Origin of the sequence: Tabrizicola sp. (assembly GCF_016793705.1) — a bacterium.
Lineage (GTDB): Bacteria > Pseudomonadota > Alphaproteobacteria > Rhodobacterales > Rhodobacteraceae > Tabrizicola.
Window position 1 is genome coordinate 84891 of record NZ_JAEULO010000039.1, and the last position, 17241, is coordinate 102131.

At 66.5% G+C, this 17241-nt stretch carries 19 protein-coding genes; 16 read left to right on the top strand and 3 right to left on the bottom strand.

Features of this window, described 5'->3' with window-relative positions; genetic code table 11:
- Positions 1-25: 25 nt before the first annotated feature.
- From JNJ68_RS09235 to JNJ68_RS09245, 3 genes are all read right to left on the bottom strand, one after another.
- Positions 26-2539, bottom strand: coding sequence for a M10 family metallopeptidase (locus JNJ68_RS09235; protein WP_294981739.1), 2514 nt, complete (start codon positions 2537-2539; stop codon positions 26-28).
- A 24-nt stretch (positions 2540-2563) separates the two neighbouring features.
- Positions 2564-2983 (bottom strand): hypothetical protein, encoded by a 420-nt coding sequence (locus JNJ68_RS09240; RefSeq protein ID WP_294981741.1) that lies wholly within the window; start codon positions 2981-2983, stop codon positions 2564-2566.
- Between the two features lie 126 nt (positions 2984-3109).
- The gene (locus JNJ68_RS09245; RefSeq protein ID WP_294981743.1) at positions 3110-3490 is read right to left on the bottom strand and encodes a MerR family DNA-binding transcriptional regulator; all 381 of its coding nucleotides are present in this window, start codon (positions 3488-3490) and stop codon (positions 3110-3112) included.
- A gap of 110 nt (positions 3491-3600) precedes the next feature.
- Between JNJ68_RS09245 and JNJ68_RS09250 the strand changes: the two genes are divergently transcribed.
- From JNJ68_RS09250 to JNJ68_RS09325, 16 genes are all read left to right on the top strand, one after another.
- Positions 3601-4023, top strand: coding sequence for a PaaI family thioesterase (locus JNJ68_RS09250; RefSeq protein WP_294981745.1), 423 nt, complete (start codon positions 3601-3603; stop codon positions 4021-4023).
- Positions 4020-4514, top strand: coding sequence for a PaaI family thioesterase (locus JNJ68_RS09255; RefSeq protein WP_294981747.1), 495 nt, complete (start codon positions 4020-4022; stop codon positions 4512-4514). Before JNJ68_RS09250 ends, JNJ68_RS09255 begins: the two co-directional genes overlap by 4 nt.
- Positions 4511-5821, top strand: a complete 1311-nt coding sequence (locus tag JNJ68_RS09260; RefSeq protein ID WP_294981749.1) for an MATE family efflux transporter — start codon at positions 4511-4513, stop codon at positions 5819-5821. Before JNJ68_RS09255 ends, JNJ68_RS09260 begins: the two co-directional genes overlap by 4 nt.
- A 55-nt stretch (positions 5822-5876) precedes the next feature.
- On the top strand, positions 5877-6332 hold the full coding sequence (locus JNJ68_RS09265) for a universal stress protein (RefSeq protein ID WP_294981751.1): 456 nt from the start codon (positions 5877-5879) through the stop codon (positions 6330-6332).
- Between the two features lie 142 nt (positions 6333-6474).
- Complete coding sequence (locus tag JNJ68_RS09270; protein WP_294981753.1) at positions 6475-8112, top strand: phosphoethanolamine--lipid A transferase; 1638 nt, start codon at positions 6475-6477, stop codon at positions 8110-8112.
- Positions 8113-8114: 2 nt separating this feature from the next.
- The gene (locus JNJ68_RS09275; protein ID WP_294981917.1) at positions 8115-8486 is read left to right on the top strand and encodes a diacylglycerol kinase; all 372 of its coding nucleotides are present in this window, start codon (positions 8115-8117) and stop codon (positions 8484-8486) included.
- A gap of 107 nt (positions 8487-8593) precedes the next feature.
- On the top strand, positions 8594-8758 hold the full coding sequence (locus JNJ68_RS09280; protein ID WP_294981755.1) for a hypothetical protein: 165 nt from the start codon (positions 8594-8596) through the stop codon (positions 8756-8758).
- A 163-nt stretch (positions 8759-8921) separates the two neighbouring features.
- The gene (locus tag JNJ68_RS09285) at positions 8922-9485 is read left to right on the top strand and encodes a NifU family protein (protein WP_294981757.1); all 564 of its coding nucleotides are present in this window, start codon (positions 8922-8924) and stop codon (positions 9483-9485) included.
- Positions 9486-9531: 46 nt separating this feature from the next.
- Positions 9532-10167 carry a tRNA (adenosine(37)-N6)-threonylcarbamoyltransferase complex dimerization subunit type 1 TsaB gene (gene tsaB, locus JNJ68_RS09290; protein WP_294981759.1) on the top strand — a complete coding sequence of 212 codons (636 nt, stop codon included), beginning with the start codon at positions 9532-9534 and terminating at the stop codon, positions 10165-10167.
- Positions 10164-10595, top strand: a complete 432-nt coding sequence (gene rimI, locus JNJ68_RS09295) for a ribosomal protein S18-alanine N-acetyltransferase (RefSeq protein WP_294981761.1) — start codon at positions 10164-10166, stop codon at positions 10593-10595. Before tsaB ends, rimI begins: the two co-directional genes overlap by 4 nt.
- A gap of 155 nt (positions 10596-10750) precedes the next feature.
- The gene (locus JNJ68_RS09300) at positions 10751-11746 is read left to right on the top strand and encodes a BMP family ABC transporter substrate-binding protein (protein ID WP_294981763.1); all 996 of its coding nucleotides are present in this window, start codon (positions 10751-10753) and stop codon (positions 11744-11746) included.
- A gap of 118 nt (positions 11747-11864) precedes the next feature.
- A complete protein-coding gene (locus JNJ68_RS09305; protein ID WP_294981764.1) occupies positions 11865-13421 on the top strand; it encodes an ABC transporter ATP-binding protein in 1557 nt (518 codons plus the stop codon).
- Positions 13421-14284 (top strand): type VI secretion system-associated protein TagO, encoded by an 864-nt coding sequence (locus JNJ68_RS09310; protein ID WP_294981766.1) that lies wholly within the window; start codon positions 13421-13423, stop codon positions 14282-14284. Before JNJ68_RS09305 ends, JNJ68_RS09310 begins: the two co-directional genes overlap by 1 nt.
- Before the next feature lie 52 nt (positions 14285-14336).
- Entirely contained in the window at positions 14337-15437 is a 1101-nt protein-coding gene (locus tag JNJ68_RS09315; protein WP_294981768.1) for an ABC transporter permease, read from the top strand.
- Positions 15437-16405, top strand: coding sequence for an ABC transporter permease (locus JNJ68_RS09320; RefSeq protein ID WP_294981770.1), 969 nt, complete (start codon positions 15437-15439; stop codon positions 16403-16405). Before JNJ68_RS09315 ends, JNJ68_RS09320 begins: the two co-directional genes overlap by 1 nt.
- A 2-nt stretch (positions 16406-16407) precedes the next feature.
- Positions 16408-17211 carry a purine-nucleoside phosphorylase gene (locus JNJ68_RS09325; RefSeq protein ID WP_294981772.1) on the top strand — a complete coding sequence of 268 codons (804 nt, stop codon included), beginning with the start codon at positions 16408-16410 and terminating at the stop codon, positions 17209-17211.
- Positions 17212-17241 lie beyond the last annotated feature (30 nt).

Genomic DNA, 17241 nt, shown 5'->3' on the forward strand with positions numbered 1-17241 from the left:
CATCGCTGCGGCCCCGAGACCCCGGTCAGACGAAGAGCAGGTCGGTCAACGCCAGTGTTCCGCCCGTCTGCACGGTGAACAGTGCCGCGGCATTTTCGCTGGACCCGCCGTCGAGGTCCAGGAACAGGGTGCGCTGGTCCTGATCGTAGTAGAGCACGGCCGTACCGTCCGCGAAGGTTTCCGGCAGGCCCGCTCCGGTTTCCCACAGCGAGGCCAGCGTCGCGCTGGTGGAAATGCCCAGCGCCGCGCGCGCCAGCGCGACCTTGTCGACCCCGCTGGTGAAGTCGAGGAAATCGTCGGCGACGTCGAGGCTGCTGATGGTGAAGCGGTCCGCCCCCGCGCCGCCGGTGTAGCTGTCATGGCCGAGGCCGCCATTCAGCGTGTCGGCGCCATCGCCCCCGTCCAGCACATCGTCGCCCGCGCGGCCAAGAAGCACATCGTTGCCGATCCCGCCCGACAGGGTGTCGGCCCCATCCTCGCCATCCAGCCTGTCGTTGCCGGTCCCGCCGAGGATCAGGTCGTCGCCCGTGCCGCCCAGCATCGAATCGTTGCCGATGCCGCCGTCGATCTGGTCGTTGCCGGTGCCGCCGTAAAGGCTGTCATTGCCTCCGCCGCCGAACAGGAAGTCGAACCCGTCCAGCCCGAACAGCTTGTTCGCCCCGGCGCCGCCGGTGATCGTGTTGTCCAGTTCGTTGCCGGTCCCGGTGGCGGCGGCGGTTGCCGTCAGCACCAGGTTTTCCAGGTTCACGCCCAGGGTGAAGGCGGTCAGCGCGGTGCGGACCGTGTCGATCCCGCCGTCCAGGCCCTCGACCACCCGGTCGCCGGTGGCGTTCACGACATAGGTGTCGTCGCCCGCGCCGCCGTCCATGCTGTCGTTGCCGGCGCCGCCGTCGAGGTAGTCGGAGCCATCTCCGCCATAGAGCGAGTCGTTGCCGTTGCCGCCGTAGAGCGTGTCGCCTTCGCTGTCGCCATAGAGCCGGTCATTGCCGTCCTCGCCCCAGAGCCGGTCCGCCCCGGCCCCGCCGGCGAGGCTGTCGTTGCCGAGACCGCCGTAAATCAGGTCGACGTCGTCGCCCCCGGCCGCGCTGTCGTTGCCCGCGCCGCCATAGATCAGATCGCCCTCGGTGCCGCCATCGAGGCTGTCGTTCCCGGCGCCGCCATAGAGGGAATCGGACCCTGCCATCCCGAGCAGCGTATCGCCGCCGGTGCCGCCGGTGATCGAGTTGCTATGCAGGTTGCCGTTCGCGAGCGAGGCCAGGGTCGATGTCAGCACCAGGTTCTCGATCTGGTCGGCCAGGAAGACGTTCGTCTGCGAGGTGCGGATCGTGTCCATGCCGCCATCCGCCTCCTCCAGCACGATGTTGGTCACGCCGGTCAGATAATAGGTGTCATTGCCGGCGCCCCCTTCGAGGAGGTTGGAGCCGCCCTCACCATAGAGAACGTCGTTGCCGTCGCCGCCGGACAGGGTGTCGTCGCCCGCGCCGCCATAGAGCGTGTCGTTGCCCAGGTTGCCGGACAGGATGTCGTTCCCGGCATTGGCGCGCAGGACGTTGTTCGCGCCATTGCCGATCAGCGTGTCATGGCCCGCGCCCGAGGTGGCATTCTCGATGACCACGCCGCGGGCGATGGTCACGTTGTCCACCAGGCCGCCGATGTCGGAATAGGTCAGTTCGACAAGCGAAATCTCCTGGTTCGCGGAGAAGTTCGAGAAGTTGATCGTGTCGATCCCATTCGAATCGTAGATCGTGAAGGCGATGGGATCGCCCCAGTAGCCATCCGGTGTGCGGGCGCTGAAGCCCGTCCACTGGTTCAGCAACTTTTGGAGGTAGCCGCCGATGTTGGAGCCGTAGCCGTAGACCGAGTTTCCGCCGTTGGTGACGCCTGAAAAGCCGTAGAGGTTCTGGATGGCGACGATATCGGCGGGCATCAGCGTGGCCGTAAAGGCGAAACTGTCGGTGGCCGAGAGGGTGTTATCCTCCTGGCTGAAATAGGACATGACCGTCGCGAGCCAGCTGTCGTTGTCGAACAGGTTGTCCACGCCGTATTCGGCACTGCCGTTGTAGTTGCCGGCATGGCCTAAGCCCAGCGCATGCCCGATCTCGTGCATGTAGGTCTGCAGCATGTAGCTGTTCAGATCCAGCGGAGCCCAGTCCCTTGGAATGTTGATGAAGGACTGGGTAAGCGTGTTGCCCGTGAAGTCCGACCAGGCGTAGGCCCCATAGCCATCGGGGTTGTTGTTGTCGAACATGAGCTTCGCGGTCTTCGCGGTCGTGGCGACGAACTTGATCCCCGTCACCTCGGTCCAGGCCTCAAGAGCGGCGACGGCGATGGCCTGCTCCTTGGCCGAAAGGCCGGTCACGTTGTAGGTCAGCGTTCTGTTGGCATTCAGTGCGAACTTGTACTGTTCGCCCCCCCAGTAGCCGTCGGTCAACTGGTCGGCGATCTGGTCGAGCGTGAAGATCGGGGCCGCGGACGGAACGCCCGGATTCGGCGCTGCATTCGGGCTGGAGGGGTCGCGAGGAGTTTCAACGGCACACATGCAATAGGTCCTTGGCAAGAAGGGTCAGCGGGGAAGGTCGACGAGCAATCTCTGGAAGAGTGCCAGGCGTCTGGACCGGGTCAGGGTGGTGTCCATTGTCAGAATCCCGACCGAGGGCCGGACGGTCCGCTGGCCGGCAGCGTCGACCCAGGTCGGAATGATCTCGATCTTCGTGTCGGTCGCGGTGGCGATCTCGATCTCCAGCCCCGGGCCGACGGCAAGCGGGGCGTGCTGAAGTTCTGCGCCGGACAGATCGGGCTGGCGGCGCACCGCATCCAGGAAATCGGCGCAGATATCGGCCACTCGCGCGGAGTCGAGCTGGCCGCTGGCGGTGCAGGAAAAGGACAAGCCCGTAGGCTGATCGGCCAGAACACCCGTCACAGAAACCACCGTCACCCCCAAAGCCGCACAACCCGCACGCCAACGATGGCGCTTCAATTTCATTGAATCAACCTCGTCCCACTGTCCGGACAAGGATAAGGTGGAACGACTGCCTGCGTTCGGCGAATTTGCGGCAAAAGCGTGGCAAACGGCCGCGGACAGGCGCAGAGGGTCCATGACCCCGCGTCATCATTCGACCAGCCTCTCCATTTCCTGCACCGCGGTCTCCCGCAGGGCGCGCAGGTCGGCGATCGAGGCGTCAAGCTCGGCTTTCTGCTGCTCCAGCGCGACCAGCTGGCGGTCGGCGAGTTGCAGCCAGGCTTCCAGCTGCGGGCGTTCGCCCTTCTTGCCGTAAATCAAGAGCCACTGGCGAATTTCCTCAAGGCTGAAGCCGAAGCGGCGCCCGCGCAGGATGAGCTTCATCCGCGCCACCTCGCGGGGCCCGTAGAATCGGGCACGGCCCTCTTTCTCGGGGGAAAGCAGCTCGATGTATTCGTAATAGCGCAGGGTGCGCGGGGTGACGTCGAACCGGGCGCACATCTCCTTGAAGCTGAGGCGGGTCTCGGTCATGCGCGGATCCTCCCGCAGTCCAGCCTAGGGGGACACCTGCGCTGGTGCAACAGGGTCGGGGGTTGCCTTCCCCCGGTTGCGGCGATTTGATGCGCGCGACCGGAGGCCCCATGCCCGACATCGAAATCATCGCCCGCCAGTTCATCGAGGCCCTGCCGCACAGCCGCGCGCTGGGAATGCGGCTGGAAGCCATTGCCGAGGGCGCGGCGACCATCGCGATGCCCTATGACGCACGACTGGTCGGCGACCCGGCGACGGGAGTGATCCACGGCGGCGCGGTCTCGGCGCTGATGGACACGGCCTGCGGCGCCTCGGTGATGAGCCATCCGCAGGCGGGGTTTTCCACCGCGACGCTGGATCTGCGCATCGACTACATGCGCCCGGCCACCGCCGGCCAGACCATCCGCACCCGCGCCGAATGCCATCATGTCACCCGCAGCGTGGCCTTCGTGCGGGCCGTCGCCACGGATGACGACGAGGCCCGCCCGGTGGCGATGGCGACCGGGGCCTTCACGGTGGAGCGCAAGGGATGAGGCCGCCCGAGCCGGTGCATGTGGTGAAGCAGCGCCGCGAGGGGCTGCTTCGGACCTTGGTCGAGGGCGTGCCTTACATCCGTTTCCTGGGGGTCGAATTCGACCGGCGCGGCGACGAGCTGACCGCCGTCCTGCCCTTCAGCGAAAGCCTGATCGGCAACCCGCGCCTGCCCGCCCTGCATGGCGGCGCGACGGCGGCCTTCCTGGAGATTTCCGCGATGATCGAACTCGCGTGGAGCACGCTCTGGGACGGGGTCGAGGCGGACGGCGCCCTGCCCGAGGGGCCGCTCAAGCTGCCGAAGACCATCGACTTCACCATCGACTACCTGCGCGCAGGGCTCCCGCGCGACGCCTATGCGCGGGCGCGTGTCAACCGGTCGGGGCGGCGCTATGCGTCGGTGCATGTCGAGGCCTGGCAGGACAACCGCGCGCGCCTGTTCGCCCAGGCCACGGGGCATTTCCTGATGCCCCCCGTCGGGCCGAAGGCATGAGCGGGATGACCCACGGCCGCGTGCTGCGGATCGCGGGACCCATCGTGCTGTCGAACGCCACGGTGCCGCTCTTGGGCGCGGTCGACACGGCCGTAATCGGCCAGCTGGGCGACGCGGCAAGCCTTGGCGCGGTCGGGATCGGCGCGGTGATCCTCGCGACGCTCTACTGGGCCTTCGGCTTCCTGCGCATGTCGACCTCGGGCCTTGCCGCGCAGGCGCAGGGGGCGGGGGACATGGGCGAACGCTCGGCGGTGTTGCTGCGCGCGCTGATCGTCGCGGGGGTCTCCGGTCTGGCGCTGGTGCTGGCGCAGGCGCTGCTCTTCGGCGCAGCCTTCGGGATCGCCCCGGCCAGCCCGACGGTCGAGTCCCTTGCCCGCGACTACCTTGCCATCCGCATCTGGGGCGCCCCCGCCACCATCGCGCTTTATGCGCTGACCGGCTGGCTGGTCGGGCTGGAGCGGACGCGGGGGGTGCTGATCCTGCAACTGTGGCAGAACGGATTGAACATCCTTTTGTCGCTCTGGTTCGTTCTGGGCCTGACCTGGGGCGTGCAGGGGGTGGCGCTTGCCACCCTGATCGCCGAATGGACCGGGTTTGTGCTGGCCCTGTGGCTGGCGCGCGATGCCTTCGGGTCGGCTTTCCGCGATGGGGTCGCTCGGCTGGGCGACCGGATCGCGATCCGCCGGATGTTCTCGGCCAGCCGCGACATCATGGGCCGCACGATCCTGTTGCAACTGTCCTTCACCAGCTTCGTCTTCCTTGGCGCCCGTTTCGGCGACGTGACGCTGGCCGCGAACCAGGTGCTGATGCAGTTCCTGGAGATCACCGCCTACGCCCTGGACGGCTTCGCCTTCGCCGCCGAGGCGCTGATCGGGCAGGCCATCGGCGCACGCTCGGCAGCCGGAACGCGCGAGGCGGGGCGCATCTGCATGCAATGGGGCTTCGGCGGCGCCGTCGCGCTGGCGCTGGCCTTCGCGCTGGCGGGTCCCTGGATCATCGACCTTATGACCACGGCGCCGGAGGTGCGCGAAACCGCCCGCGCCTATCTGCCCTGGCTGGTCGCCGCGCCGCTGATCGGGGTCGCGGCCTGGATCTACGACGGGATCTTCATCGGCGCGCTTCTGACCGGCGACATGCTGCGCGCCATGCTCGTCTCGGTCGCGGTCTATATCGCCGCGCTGGTCATCCTTGTCCCGCTGGCGGGGAATCACGGGCTCTGGGCCGCACTCATGGTGCTGAACGCAACGCGCTGCCTCACGCTCTGGCGGCTGTCGCCGAAGATCGCCGCGCGGGCCACCCCTGCGTGACCCTTGCTTTCTTCCCGCCGCCCAAGCGATATTCGTGCCGCCAAAGGGGAGAGACATGCGGAAATTCCTGGTCGTGCTGGACGACAGCCGCGAATGCCTGAATGCCATGCGCTTTGCAGCGCTGCGGGCGGCGCATACCGGGGGGGGGGTGACGATCCTTTCGGTCGTGCCGCCCGAGGAGTTCCAGACCTGGATGGGGGTCGCCGACCTCATGCGGGCCGAGGCGCGCGAGCGGATCGAGGCGCATTTCGAGGTCTTCGCCAAATGGATGCGCGACAAGCAGGGGGTGAACCCCGAACTGGTCATCCGCGAGGGTGATCCGGTGAACGAAATCCTCAGCCTGGTGAACGAGGATGCGCAGATCAGCGTGCTGGTGCTGGGCGCGGGGACCGACAAGTCCGGTCCCGGCCCCTTGGTCACGGCGCTGAGCCGGAACTCGGGCAGCCTGCCGATTCCGATCACCATCGTTCCGGGCGACATGTCGAAGGAGCGGCTGGAAGCCATCACCTGATCGCCGGTCCTGCCGCTTCACGAGGAAATGCGCCTGAACCGCGGCAGCGGCTGTCGGTTTAAGCGCCCGCTTACAGCCTGCCGTATCGCAATCGCCTATCTTGGGACCGGGCCACGCGAGGCCCGTTTCCCAGGACCTCTGCATGACCTTACCGTCCCAGGCTGCGAAAGCGGCCCGCCCTGAGCTTTCGCCGTTCGCCCTGAATGCGCTTGTCGCGACCTACCTGTTCGCGATCTGCAATACGACCTTCTGGGGCCATCTGTTCCGCATCTTCGAGGGCCGCATGATCACGGCCCTGGTCTTCGCCGGGGCGGTCTGGGCGCTGATGCTGCTGGTCGTATCGCTGCTGGCCCTGCGGAGGGCGCAGAAGGTGGTTCTCGTGGCGCTGCTGATGATCGCGGCCGTCACCTCCTATTACGTCGACGTGCTGGGCGTGGTGGTCGACCGCGACATGATCCAGAACGCGATGACCACCACCTTCGCCGAATCGAAGCATCTCATCACCCTGCATTTCCTGTCCCACGTGGCCCTTTATGGTGCGATCCCCGCTGGCCTTGTGCTCTGGACGCGCGTCCGACGCGGCTCGATCCTGCGCGGACTGGCCGGGGTCGGGCTGGTGGCGACGCTGTCGGCGGCGCTGCTCGTCGGGCTTCTGTTCACCAACCTGAAGGCCTATTCCACGGTGCTGCGCGGCAACAAGGAGCTGATGGCCTCGGTCCAGCCGCTCGCCCCGATGGGTGCTGCGCTGCGCTACGCGAAGATGATGGTCAAGTCGACGCAGATCGTCGTGCAGCCGACCGGCACCGATGCAAGGCCCGGCCCCTTCCTGGCGGCGGCAGAGAAGCCGGTTCTGCTGGTGATCGTCGCGGGCGAAACCGGGCGGGCGCAGAACTGGTCGCTGGGGGGATACGGGCGCGAGACCAATGCCGAACTGGCGCAGCGCGACATCCTCTATTACCCCGAGGCCACAAGTTGCGGCACGGCGACGGCGACCTCGCTGCCTTGCATGTTCTCGCCGCTGACGCGGGCGGACTATTCCTACGAGGGCGGGTTGAGCCACGAGAACCTGCTGGACGTGCTGGTCCATGCCGGCTTCGCGGTCGAATGGTGGGACAACAACACCGGGCACAAGAACATCGCCGACCGGGTGCCCTCGCGCACGATGAAGGCCGAGGACGGGGCCGGGTTCTGCTTCCCCGAATGCATCGACGGCGTCTTTCTGAAAAGCCTGCAAGACAAGGCCGACACGATCACCAAGAACACCGTCATCGTCCTGCACCAGATTGGCAGCCATGGTCCAAGCTATTGGCTGCGCTACCCGGCGGAAAGCGAGCGGTTCAAGCCCGCCTGCCACACGCCCGAACTGACCGAATGCAGCACGGAAGAGATCGTCAACGCCTATGACAACACCATCGCCTATACCGACTGGTTTCTGGCGCAGGTGATCGACCTGCTCGATGCCTCGGACCGGGTGATCCCGGCGATGTATTACGTCTCAGACCATGGCGAGTCCCTGGGCGAGGGCGGGCTCTACCTGCACGGCACGCCCTATTTCATGGCACCGGAGTATCAGACCCGGGTGCCCATGGTGCTCTGGATGTCCGAACGCTTCCGTGACAGTCTGGCGCTGGATGCGGGGTGCCTTTCGGCAGGGGCAGCGGACCCGGTAAGCCATGACAACCTGTTCTCGACGGTGCTGGGAATGCTGGACGTGACGACTGCGGCGAAGGACATGGAGCTTGACCTGGCAGGGGCCTGCCGCCAGGCCGTGGCGGGGTGACGATGGCGGTCGAGGAAAAGCCCCCGCGCAAATCCGGGATCGCGCATTTCTTCGCTGCGGCGGGATATTCCCTTGGCGGGCTCAGGCGGCTGGCCCGCGAAAGCGCGTTCCGGCAGGAGGTGGCGCTGATCGCAGGGCTTCTGGTGCTGCTGGCGGTCTTCGGCGCCACGATGCCGGAAGTGCTGGGGCTACTGGCGCTTGGCCTTGTGCTGATTGCGGTCGAGGCCCTGAACACCGCCATCGAAGTACTGGTCGACCATCTGTCCCCCGGCTGGTCGCAATTCGCCAAGGATGCCAAGGACCTGGGCTCGCTGGCCGTGGCCTGCACCATCGGGGCGCTTGCCCTTTATTCGGGCATCGTGCTGTTCTGGTAGGCAGGGCAGGCCATGCTGCGCACGCATTGCCGCCATGCAGCATCATGCCTTGGGGGCGCAGACGCCAGGGTCTATCGTAAGGGCATGGGAGGAGCCTTCCGAAAGGCTTGAAGATCATGTCCATCCACCCGTTCCGCCAGATCCGCCGTGATGTCGCGCCAGTGCTGGAGCCCTATTTCTCGCCCGAAGTCGTCACCCTGCCTGCCCCGCGCCTGCGCCCCCTGACCGCGCTGGAGCAGATGTACGCCTATTGGGGATCGGATCAGGCCTGACCTCGTGGCGTGGCTGGTGGGTTCGCACCCACCCTACAGGTCTCGCGTCGGCAGGGTGGGTGCGAACCCACCATCCATGCTGCCACCAGTTTAGAACGGTTCCAAACTTGACACTGCGGGGTGCAAGGCGCATATCCGACAGGAACCGTCGGAGACCGGAACCATGTTCATCCAGACCGAATCCACGCCGAACCCTGCAACGCTGAAATTCCTGCCTGGCCAGACCGTGCTGGACCTCGGCACCGCCGATTTCCCCAGCGCCGAAGCCGCAGCCAAGTCGCCGCTGGCGAAACGCATCTTCGCGGCGGGCGGCGTGACCGGAGTGTTCTTCGGCACTGATTTCGTCACCGTCACCAAGGCGGATGACGTCGACTGGCCCCATATCAAGCCGCAGATCCTCGGCGCGATCATGGAGCATTACCAGTCGGGCGCCCCGGTGATCGAGGGCGAGGCATCGACCGGCGGCGGCCATGCCGAGCACACCGGCGAGGATGGCGACATCGTAAAGCAGATCAAGGAATTGCTGGACACCCGCGTCCGCCCGGCGGTGGCGCAGGATGGCGGCGACATCACCTTCCACGGCTTCGACCGGGGGGTGGTCTACCTGCACATGCAGGGCGCCTGCGCGGGCTGCCCGTCCTCGACGCTGACGCTGAAGATGGGGATCGAGAACCTGCTGCGGCACTACATCCCGGAAGTGGTGGAAGTGCGGCCTGTCGCGGCCTGAGCCCTTTGTGACGGCTCCTCGCTCCCTTCGGGTCGCTCCTCGCGGATTGGTCGGCGACGAGAAGCCGAAGGCGCAGGAGGAGCTGCCGCTTCTGGCCTTCGATACCTCCGGCCCGTATTGCGCGGCGTCCTTGCTGCTGCCCGACCGGGTGATCCAGCGGCTTGAGCCGATGGAAAAAGGCCAGGCCGAACGCCTGATCCCGCTGCTGGAGGGGCTGCTCGCCGAAGCCGGGCTCGACTGGTCCGACCTCAAGGCGCTGGCGGTCGGTACCGGCCCCGGCAACTTCACCGGCGTCCGCATCGCAGTGGCGGCGGCACGGGGCCTTGCCCTCGGCCTTGGCATCCCGGCCATCGGCGTCACCCGGCTGGAGGCGCTGGCCCATGGCCTGCCACGCCCGGTGATGGTGATCGAGGATGCCCGGCGCGGCCAGGCCTATGTCCAGCTGTTCACCCCTGCCGGGACCGGAGAGGCACATCTTGCAGACCGCGTGGCGCCTGCCTGCCCGGCAACCGGCTCGGCGGCAGGCGACAAGGCCCTCCCCCCGGCCATGCCGCTGGCCGAGGCCATCGCCCGCATCGCCGCGAGCCGCGCTGCCACCCCGCAGCCCCGCCCCGCCCCCTTCTACCTGCGCGGCGCCGATGCCGCCCCGCCCTCGGACCCGCCGCCGGTGATCCTGCCGTGACCCCCGAGGCTCTCGCCGCCCTTCACGCCCGCTGCTTCCGCATGCCGCCACCCTGGAGCGACGCCGACTTTGCCGGTTTCCTCGCCGATCCGCTCACCTTCCTGCTGGTCGAGGGCGATGCAGGGTTCCTGCTGGGCCGCGCGGTTGCGGGCGAGGCCGAGCTTCTGACCCTCGCCGTTGCGCCCGAGGCCCGTCGCCGGGGCCTTGCGCGCAAGCTTGTCTCGCGCTTCCTCTACCAGGCCCGGCTGCGCGGAGCCGAAGCCGCGTTTCTGGAGGTTTCGGCGGAAAATGCCGCTGCCATTGCGCTTTACGAATCGGCGGGCTTCAGCCGCTCGGGCCTGCGGCGGAACTACTACCGGACGGCCGAGGGCCAGCGGATCGACGCATTGGTCATGACCCGCGCGCTGGCGGCGATGCCGGGGTCGTGATCCTTCCTGACCATCGGGTCAACTTTCCGGGCCTGCCGCGCGAATCCGGCTTGACCCCCAAGCGGGCTTTGTCGCTAATCAGATCAGAAACCGCCCGCGACCGGATCAGACCGGCGGACAGGGTGGCAGTGTGTTTATCAACCGGGAGAACACCCATGAGCCTTATGAAATCCCTTGCCGGGGCCACTTGCGCATTCGCCCTTCTGTCGGGCGTCGCCGTGGCCGAACCGGCGATCATCTTCGACCTCGGCGGCAAGTTCGACAAGTCGTTCAACGAAGCCGCGTTCAACGGGGCGACCCGCTGGGCGACCGAAACCGGCGGCACGTTCAAGGAACTGGAAATGCAGGACGAGGCCCAGCGCGAGCAGGCGTTGCGCCGTCTGGCAGAAGCGGGCGCCAACCCTGTCGTCATGACCGGCTTTGCCTTCGGCGATGTCCTGAACAAGGTCGCGCCGGACTTTCCGGACACCAAGTTCGCCATCATCGACATGGTTGTCGAACAGCCGAACGTGAAATCGGTCGTCTTCAACGAACATGAAGGCTCGTACCTTGTCGGCATGATGGCGGGCCTTGCCACCAAGACCGGCACCGTCGGTTTCATCGGCGGCATGGACATCCCGCTGATCCGCAAGTTCGGCTGCGGCTATGCCCAGGGCGTTCTTGCAGCCAAGCCGGATGCCAAGGTCGTGCTCAACATGACCGGAACCACTCCGGCGGCGTGGAACGACCCGGTGAAGGGCGCAGAACTGGCCAAGGGCCAGAAGGCGCAAGGCGCCGACGTGATCTATGCGGCGGCGGGCGGAACCGGCGTGGGCGTGCTGCAAGCGGCGGCAGACGAGGGGATCCTGTCGATCGGCGTCGACTCGAACCAGAACTACCTGCACCCCGGCCAGGTCCTGACCTCGATGCTGAAGCGCGTCGACAACGCTGTCTACGAGGCCTTCAAGGAAGGCGAGGCGCTGACCCCCGGCATCAACGTCATGGGTCTGGCCAACGACGGCGTCGGCTATGCGATGGACGAGAACAACGCCGCGCTGGTGACGCCGGAAATGCAGGCGGCGGTCGATGCCGCGGCCGAGAAGATCAAGTCGGGCGAGATCGTGGTGCACGACTACATGTCGGACAACACCTGCCCGGCCGCCACGTTCTGATCGGCTGACCGCCTGAGAAGAATGATGCCGCGCCAGACCTCTGGCGCGGCATCCTTGCAAGAGGCACCCGGAAAAGCCGCGCCACAAGCGGCGGGTGCCAGGTCGACAGGGGGAAGACATGGCTGATGCGGCTTATGCCATCGAGCTGAAAGGCATCTCCAAGGCCTTCGGTCCGGTCCAGGCCAACAAGGACATCAACATCGCGGTGCCGAAAGGCACGATCCACGGCATCATCGGCGAGAATGGCGCGGGCAAGTCCACGCTGATGTCCATCCTCTACGGTTTCTACAAGGCGGATGCCGGGCAGATCTTCATCAACGGCCAGCTCACCCCGATCCCCGACAGCCAGAGCGCCATCCGCGCCGGGATCGGCATGGTCTTCCAGCATTTCAAGCTGGTGCAGAACTTCAGCGTGCTGGAGAACATCATCCTCGGCGCCGAGGAAGGCCGGATGCTGAACAGCTCGCTCGCCAAGGCGCGGAAGGAGCTGGAGCGGCTGGCGCGCGACTACGAGCTTGACGTCGACCCCGATGCGCTGATCGAGGATCTGTCGGTCGGCCACCAGCAGCGGGTGGAAATCCTGAAGGCGCTGTATCGCCAGGCCGACATCCTGATCCTGGACGAGCCCACGGGCGTGCTGACCCCCGACGAGGCCGACCACCTGTTCCGCATCCTGAAAGGGCTGAAGGAGCAGGGCAAGACGGTGATCCTGATCACCCACAAGCTGCGCGAGATCATGGAGGCGACCGACAACGTGAGCGTCATGCGGCGCGGCACGATGGTCGCCACGGTGAAGACCGCCGAGACCAGCCCCGAGCAGCTGGCGGAGCTTATGGTCGGGCGCAAGGTCCTCCTGGAGGTCGAGAAGGGTCCCGCCAAGCGCGGCGAGGTGGTGCTGAAGGTCGAGGACCTGCGGGTGCGGGACGAGCACAAGGTGGAACGCCTGAAGGGCGTCAGCTTCGAGATCCGCGCGGGCGAGATCCTCGGCATCGCGGGGGTGGCCGGGAACGGGCAGTCGGAGCTTCTGGCCGTGCTGGGGGGGATGCTGGAAGCGCATGACCGCGCCGAGGGCAACATTCTCTTGAACGGCACCGCCCTGCCACTGACCGGCCCCGGCGCCGACGGGCAAAGCCGCCGCCACGCGGGCATCGCCCATGTGCCCGAGGACCGCCAGCACCACGGGCTGATCATGGATTTCACCGCCTGGGAGAACATGGCCTTCGGCTATTTCAACGACCCGGACTACCAGAAGAACGCGCTTCTGATGGACAACGACGCCCTGCGCGAGGATACAAGGCATAAGATGGAGAAGTTCGACGTGCGCCCGCCCGATTGCTGGCTCCCGGCGAAAAGCTTCTCCGGCGGCAACCAGCAGAAGATCGTCGTCGCGCGCGAGATGGAGCAGGACCCGGACCTCCTCCTGATCGGCCAGCCCACCCGGGGCGTCGACATCGGTGCCATCGAGTTCATCCACAACCAGATCATCGCGCTCCGCGACCAGGGCAAGGCGATCCTTCTCGTCAGCGTGGAGCTGGACGAGATCATGAGCCTCTCGGACCGCATCGCCGTGATGTTCGACGGGAGGCTGATGGGCTTCCGCGAACCCGAGACGACGGATGAGCGGGAGCTGGGCCTCCTGATGGCCGGGGTGACGGGGAAAGGGGAGGCGGCGTGATGGGCCTCCGCGCCTTTGCCATGGCCATTGCAGCGGTGGCGGCGCCTGCCCAAGCCGAGATCATTGTCGCCTGCACCTTCCCGACACTGCCCAGCGCCGTCATGCGGTTTCCAGATGGATCGGACGGCAAGAAGATGCTGGAGATCGGTGGACGCCCCGGTGTCGAACTTGTAGAGGGCGCTGGAACGGGGCGCATGATTTCCGGCCTGGTCGATGGGTACGACTTCCGGTTCGCGCCGGCCAATTCGGTCATGGATGTCGAGAAGGGCGGACAGCCGGTCCTTTCGGAAACAGGGAAGTGCGTCACCATCGGTGGACCGGCCAACGACACGCCGCTCGCCATCGCTTCGACGCCAAAGGCCGCGCCTGAAGCCGAAGCGCCCGACGAAGCGCAGACTGAAGCGGTTTCCGAAAAGCCGGGCAAGTGGGTCGTGACCGAAGACAAATCCGCCTTCGATGACAGTCGCACGGTGGTTCTTTCGCTCGAGTCCGAGGAGCCGATCCGTGGCCAGTTTGGCGCGCCCGGACCCGCAGTCCTCCACCTTCGCTGCATGGAGAACACCACCGTCGCGTATCTCTGGCTGAACGACCTTTTCCTGAGCGACCTTCAAGGCTACGGGGTCGTTGACTACCGCATTGACCAGCGCAGGGCGTCGACGATCCGGACGGAGGGGTCAACGGACAACAAGGCCCTGGGTCTCTGGTCCGGGAACAAGTCGATCCCCTTCATCAAGGAAATGCTGGACGGGAAGAGCATCGCGTTTCGTGCGACGCCGTTCAACGAAAGCCCCGTCGAATTCACCTTTGATCTGACCGGCCTTGATGTGGCCGTCAAACCACTGCGAGAGGCTTGCGCATGGTAGTCTCCGACAATGGACGTTTTGGACGGCGCATGAATGAATGGAGGGCCGCCTGATGGATCGCCTGCCTCGCTGGGCCGATGTCGCCCTTGTCCCCCTTGTCTCGCTGACCCTTGCCGCGATCATTTCGGCTCTGGTCATCATCGCCATCGGTCAGGACCCGTGGGAGGCGATCACGGTCATGGTCGAAGGGTCGGTGATGAACGCCTATGGCTGGGGCTATACGCTCTATTACGCCACCAGCTTCATCTTCACCGGGCTGGCGGTGACGGTCGCCTTCCACGCGGGCCTTTTCAACATCGGCGGTGAGGGACAGGCGCAACTGGGGGGCCTTGGGGTTGCGCTGGCGGTCCTCTTCATTCCCTGGCCGCACTGGACGCTGGCGCTGCTCGCGGCCTCGGTCGGCGCGGCGGTGTTCGGAGCGGCCTGGGCGGCGATCCCGGCTTACCTCCAGGCCAAGCGCGGCAGCCATATCGTGATCACGACGATCATGTTCAACTACATCGCCGCCAGCCTGATGATCTTCATGCTGGTCGACGTGCTGCGCCCCCCCGGCAAGATGGACCCGGCGACCGCGAACTTCCCGCCCGAGGCGCATCTGCCCAGCTTCAACGAAACCCCTGGTCTGAACCTGGTCTTCACCTCCGGCGTGCCCGCCAACGTCACCTTCTTCATCGCATTGGCAATGGCTGTGGTGGTCTGGCTCCTTCTCTGGCGCACGCGGCTCGGCTACCAGATCCGCGCCTTCGGCAAGTCGGAACCCGCCGCCCGCTATGCCGGGATCAATCCGACCCGGATCATCATGATCGCCATGCTGATCTCGGGCGGCCTCGCCGGGCTGATGGCGATCAACAACGTGATGGGCGAGGCGGAGCGGCTTCTCGGCAATTCTGCCAGCGGCGCGGGCTTCATCGGCATCGCCGTCGCGCTGATGGGGCGGAACCACCCGGTCGGCGTGGTGCTGGCGGCGCTTCTCTTCGGCTTCCTCTTCCAGGGCGGGGCCGAACTTGGCCTCTGGACCAAGATCCCGATCGAGCTGCGGACCGTGGTGCAGGGGCTTGTCATCCTGTTCACTGGCGCGCTGGACGTGATGGTGCGGATGCTCCTGACCCGCATCTTCGCCCTCTTCCGCCCGGCAAGACTGGAGGCCGCGTGATGGATTACGGCACGCTTCTGCAAATCCTCGACTCGACGCTGCGGCTGGCGACGCCCTTGCTGCTCGCCTGTCTCGCGGGGCTTTATTCCGAACGCTCCGGCGTCTTCGACATCGGGCTGGAAGGCAAGATGCTGGTCGCCGCCATGTGCGCGGGCGCGGTCGCCTATTACACCGGATCGGCCTGGGTGGGCGCGCTGGCGGGGATCGCCGGGTCGCTGGCCTTCGCGCTGATCCACGGGGTGACGTCGATCACCTTCCGCGGCAACCAGCTGATCGCCGGGGTGGCGCTGAACTTCCTTGCCTCCGGCCTTACCGTTCTTGCCGCGCAGAGCCTTTTCGGCCAGGGCGGCCGCACCCCGCCCCTGACCGGCGCCGCCCGCTTTGGCGAGCTGCACCTGCCCTTCGCCGAGGCGCTGCGCGGGGTGCCCGTGCTCGGCCCGCTCTATGCCGAGGTGATCTCGGGCCATTCCATCCTGGTCTATGCCGCCTTCGCCATCGTCGCGCTGACCTGGTGGGTGCTCTACCGCACCCGCTATGGCCTGCGCCTGCGCGCCGTGGGCGAAAACCCCGCCGCCGTCGATACTGCCGGGGTCAGCGTCAAGGGCCTGCGCTTCTCGGCCGTGATGATCACCGGGGTGCTCTGCGGCCTAGCCGGGGCCTATATGGCGACGGCGCTGCAAGCGGGCTTCGGGAAAGAGATGACCGCCGGGCGCGGCTATATCGCGCTCGCCGCGCTGATCTTTGCCAAGTGGCGCCCGGTGCAGGCGATGGGGGCCTGTCTTCTGTTCGGCTTCTTCCAGGCGCTTGCGCTGCGCCCCGACGTGGTGGAGCGGGTCGTGCAGGTGAAGGTGCCCGTGCCCTTCCTCGACGCCCTGCCCTATATCCTGACCGTCCTGGTGCTGGCGGGCTTCGTCGGCAAGGCGATCCCGCCGCGGGCCGGGGGCGAGCCCTATGTGAAGGAACGCTAGGCATGGCCGACGCAGAGACCCTCGCCAGCCTGATCCGGTCCCGCGCGGGCGATGCTCCGGTCGAGCTGGGCCTCATCCTCGGCTCCGGCCTCGGCCATCTGGCGCAGGCGGTCGACGGCGTGGCGATCCCCTATGCCGACCTGCCGGGCTTCCCGCATGTCGGCGTCTCGGGCCACAATCCGCACCTTCATGTGGGCACGCTGGAAGGCGTCCGCGTCGCGGCCTTTGGCGCGCGGGAACATTACTATGAATCCGGCAACCCCCGCGCGATGCTCCTGCCCTTGCAGGTGCTGAAGGCGCTGGGGGCCAGCCAGTTGATCCTGACCAATGCCGCCGGGTCGATGCGCCCCGACATTCCGCCGGGCAGCGTCATGCTCTTGTCCGACCACATCAACTACTCCGGGCTGAACCCGCTGATCGGCGAAAAGACCGACGCCCGCTTCGTGCCGATGACCGATGCGCATGATCCCGCGATGCGCCGCGCGCTCGAAGCCGCCGCCGTGGTGGAAGGCATCGACCTGCCGGAAGGCGTCTATTGCTGGTATTCCGGCCCGTCCTTCGAGACCCCGGCGGAAATCCGCATGCTCAAGCTTCTGGGCGGTGATGCGGTCGGCATGTCCACCGTGCCGGAGGTGATCCTCGCCCGCTTCCTGGGCCTCAGGGTCGCGGCGATTTCCACCATCACCAACATGGCCGCCGGGATGAGCGACGAGAAGATCAGCCACGAACACACCAAGGCGATGGCACCCCTGGGTGCGGCAAAACTGGAACGCATCCTGCGGGAATTCCTGCGCTCACGAAAGTGAGACGAATCGGGGTTTGACTTCGCCGGAAAA